The sequence below is a fragment of the Marinobacter sp. genome (assembly GCF_041690455.1).
Lineage (GTDB): Bacteria > Pseudomonadota > Gammaproteobacteria > Pseudomonadales > Oleiphilaceae > Marinobacter.
The window spans coordinates 1-3,759 of record NZ_JAWLHI010000139.1 but is presented as its reverse complement, the minus strand read 5'-3'; the positions used below and the strand labels follow the sequence as shown (position 1 = coordinate 3,759).

General features: G+C 60.7%; 3 protein-coding genes. All 3 read right to left on the bottom strand.

Features of this window, described 5'->3' with window-relative positions; all coding sequences use genetic code 11:
* Positions 1 to 358 precede the first annotated feature (358 nt).
* The 3 genes from gatB to gatC are packed head-to-tail and all read right to left on the bottom strand — an operon-like array spanning position 359 to position 3,635.
* Positions 359 to 1,810 (bottom strand): Asp-tRNA(Asn)/Glu-tRNA(Gln) amidotransferase subunit GatB, encoded by a 1,452-nt coding sequence (gene gatB / locus ACESMW_RS18650; RefSeq protein WP_372988462.1) that lies wholly within the window; start codon positions 1,808 to 1,810, stop codon positions 359 to 361.
* 22 nt (positions 1,811 to 1,832) lie between these two features.
* The gene (gene gatA / locus ACESMW_RS18645) at positions 1,833 to 3,290 is read right to left on the bottom strand and encodes an Asp-tRNA(Asn)/Glu-tRNA(Gln) amidotransferase subunit GatA (RefSeq protein ID WP_372988461.1); all 1,458 of its coding nucleotides are present in this window, start codon (positions 3,288 to 3,290) and stop codon (positions 1,833 to 1,835) included.
* 57 nt (positions 3,291 to 3,347) lie between these two features.
* Positions 3,348 to 3,635, bottom strand: coding sequence for an Asp-tRNA(Asn)/Glu-tRNA(Gln) amidotransferase subunit GatC (gene gatC, locus ACESMW_RS18640; protein WP_092000994.1), 288 nt, complete (start codon positions 3,633 to 3,635; stop codon positions 3,348 to 3,350).
* Positions 3,636 to 3,759 lie beyond the last annotated feature (124 nt).

The following is a 3,759-nucleotide window of genomic DNA, read 5'->3' as shown; positions in this document are numbered from 1 at the left end:
CGAGCACGTCCATGTGCGCTTGTTTCAGGCCATCCTTGGCCTTCAACATTTTTGGGAGGCGCCGCCCGCCAAGGCCTCGCTCTTCTCAGTGATAGTCAGGTGTCAGCTCAAAGATTGTAAGCGCCGAGCTTTTGTTGCGTCTGTTTGGGTTTCGGGGACTATCACTCTGAATTTGGCAAGCGCGGGTGGGTCAGGCCTTCCAAAACTGTGCGGAGCCATGGATGGCGGAGCTCAAGCGTCACATGGACGTGCCGAAGGAGCGGGTTTTGGAAGGCCTGACCCGCCCGTGCGATACCCCCAAACCAAAAAGGCTGGGGCCGCAGCGAAAAACCACGACCACCAGCCAGAGCCAATCCCATCAGCCCCCGAGTTTCTTAACAAGAATCTCGTTAAAGAGCTTCGGGTTCCCCTGTCCCTTGGATGCCTTCATCAACGGCCCCATAAAGCCACCAAGCATCTTCTTGCGCTTCTTGGGATCTTCCTCGTTCTGGTACTGCGCCACCTGATCCGGCATGCCCGCCAGAACCTCGTCTACCATGGCCTCCAGGGCACCGGTGTCAGACACCTGCTTCAGACCCTTGGCATCAATGATGGCATCCACGTTGCCATTCTCGCCGGTCCACAGCGCCTCGAATACCTTCTTGGCGCCAGCGGAGGAGACCGTGTTATCGGCAATGCGCACCACCAGATCGCCCAGCTGAGCTCCGGTAATCGGTGACTCGGCGACTGTCTTCTCTTCCGCGTTCAGGCGGGCCGAAAACTCGCCCTGGATCCAGTTGGCGGCCAGCTTTGCATCCTTGCCGTGCTCAACCGTTTCCTCGAAGAACGCAGCCAGTTTCGCGTCGCCGGACAGCAGGCCGGCGTCGTAGTCGTTCAGGCTGTACTGCTCCTTGAAGCGGGCCTTGCGGGCGTCCGGCAGCTCCGGCAAGCGGCTGCGGGCATCTTCGATGAAGTCGTCATCGATCACCACCGGCAGCAGGTCCGGGCAGGGGAAGTAACGGTAATCGTTGGCTTCTTCCTTGGTCCGCATCGAGCGGGACTCGTCGCGGTCGCCGTTGTACAGGCGGGTTTCCTGGATGATGCGGCCGCCGTCTTCCAGGATGTCCATCTGCCGCTCAACCTCGTGGGCGATAGCCTGCTCCATGAATCGAAACGAGTTCAGGTTCTTGGTCTCGGTCCGGGTGCCGAGCTGGTCGGAGCCCTTGGGTTTGAGGGAGATGTTGACGTCAAAACGCATGGAGCCCTGGGACATATCGCCGTCGCAGATGCCCAGCGAGGTCACGATGCTGTGCAGCTTTTTCGCGAATGCCACCGCTTCCTCGGCGCTGTTCATGTCCGGCTCGGTGACCACCTCGATCAGCGGCGTGCCGGCCCGGTTCAGGTCGATGCCGGACATGCCGTGGTAGTCCTCGTGCAGGGACTTTCCGGCGTCCTCTTCCAGGTGGGCGTGGTGGATGCGTACCCGCTTGGTCTCGCCGTTGGCCAGGTCCACATCCACATACCCGGGGCCAACGATCGGCTGCTCCAGCTGGGTGGTCTGGTAGCCCTTGGGCAGGTCCGGGTAAAAGTAGTTCTTCCGCTCGAACATGGAGCGGCGGCCGATCTCCGCGTTCACGGCCAGGCCGAACATCACCGCATAGCGGAAGGCGTTCTCGTTCGGCACCGGCAAGGTGCCCGGCATGGCCAGGTCCACCGCGTTGGCCTGGGTATTGGGCTCGGCACCGTAGGCTGTGCTGGAGCCGGAAAAGATCTTGGTCTTGGTGGCGAGCTGAACGTGAATTTCCAGCCCGATCACGATATCCCACTGCATGTGTTCGTCTCCTCTCTCGGGCTTATTTTGGTTCACGCTGGTGCCAGTCGGTCACCTGCTGGAACTGGTGGGCGGCATTCAGCAGTCGGGCTTCGGCAAAGTAATCACCGATGATCTGCAGGCCAACCGGCAACCCGTCGACAAAACCGGCCGGCACGGACATGGCCGGCAGCCCCGCGAGGTTGATGGCGATGGTGAAGATGTCCTCCAGGTACATGGTCACCGGGTCATTGGTCTTCTCGCCCTGGACAAATGCCGGAGACGGGGAGGTGGGGCTCATCAGCACATCCACTTCCTTGAAGGCATTGGCGAAATCCTGCTGGATCAGCCGGCGCACCTTTTGGGCCTTCAGGTAATAGGCATCGTAGTAACCGTGAGAGAGGGCATAGGTGCCCACCAGGATCCGGCGCTTCACCTCTGCCCCGAAACCTTCGGCGCGGGTGCGGGTGTACATGTCCATCAGATCCTTCGGATCCTCGCAGCGGTAGCCGTAACGCACACCGTCAAACCGGGACAGGTTGGCGGAGGCCTCCGCCGGCGCGATCACATAATAGGCCGCAATCGCCAGCTTCGCGTTCGGCAGGGACACTTCCTTCACCGTCGCGCCCAGCTTCTCGTATTCCTTCACCGCATTGCGAACCTGCTCCTCCATCGCCGGAGACAGCTGATCGGTGAAGTATTCCTTCGGCAGGCCGATTTTCAGGCCTTTCAAGGGCTCGTTCAGGGTGGCGGTGTAATCCGGCACCTCCCGATCGATGGACGTGGAATCCTTAGGATCAAAACCCGCCATCACGTTCAGCATGAGCGCGTTGTCCTCGGCGGTGCGCGCCATCGTGCCGCCCTGGTCCAGGGAAGAGGCAAAGGCAATCATGCCGTACCGGGACACCCGGCCATAGGTCGGCTTCAGGCCGGTCACACCACACAGTGCCGCAGGCTGACGGATCGAACCGCCGGTATCGGTTGCCGTAGCCGCCGGCACCAGACGCGCCGCCACCGCCGCCGCCGAGCCACCGGACGAACCACCCGGCACTCGCTTCTCACCGGAAGAAAGGCCCCACGGGTTGGTCACGGCACCAAAATAGCTGGACTCGTTGGACGAGCCCATGGCGAACTCATCCATATTGGTCTTGCCCAGACACACCGCGCCGGCCTGCCGGAACTTCTCGGTTACCGTCGCATCGTAAGGCGGCACGAAGTTCTCCAGCATCTTCGAGCCACAGGTGGTCCGAACCCCGTTGGTGCAGAAAATATCCTTGTGGGCAAAAGGCACCCCGGTCCAGGCCGTCGCCTTGCCGGCGGCCCGCAGCTCATCAGCTGCTTTGGCCTCGGCCAGCGCCTGCTCTTCGGTGATGGTAATAAAGCTGTTGTACTTGCCGTCTTCCTGCTTCAGACGGTCCAGGAACTGCCGGGTCAGCTCCACACTGGAAATCTTGCCGCTCTCCAGCTCGCGGGAAAGCTCTGCTACAGACTTGTTATGCATGATGAATCCTGAAATCGCTGGTCGTCAGATGGTCCGATGATTGATTCCCGTCCGGGGTCACTCAATAACCTTCGGAACCAGATACAGACCGTCCTCGGTCGCCGGCGCGATCGCCTGGAACGCCTCCCGCTGATTGGTCTCGGTCACCTCGTCCGGCCGCAACCGCTGAACCGCATCCAGCGGATGCGCCATCGGCTCCACGGAATCGGTGTCTGCGGCACTCAGCTGATCCACCAGATCCAGGATGTTACCCAGATCCTTCTCCAGTGCCGAAACCTGCTCGTCGTCCACCTTGATGCGGGCGAGCACGGCAACTTTTTCAATGTCCTCGCGGGAAATGCTCACATTGCCTCCCAGATATATGAAAACAAATTAATAAAATTGAGTAATTTGATGCGGCCACCCGGTAATCAGAGGGCGCTTGGGGCAGGGCTTCCCAAAACACGCTACGAGCACGTCCATGTGCGCT

Coding starts and splice junctions, on each gene's coding strand:
- gatB (WP_372988462.1), bottom strand. CDS start 1,810: ATGCAGTGGGATATCGTGATCGGGCTGGAAATTCACGTTCAGCTCGCC.
- gatA (WP_372988461.1), bottom strand. CDS start 3,290: ATGCATAACAAGTCTGTAGCAGAGCTTTCCCGCGAGCTGGAGAGCGGC.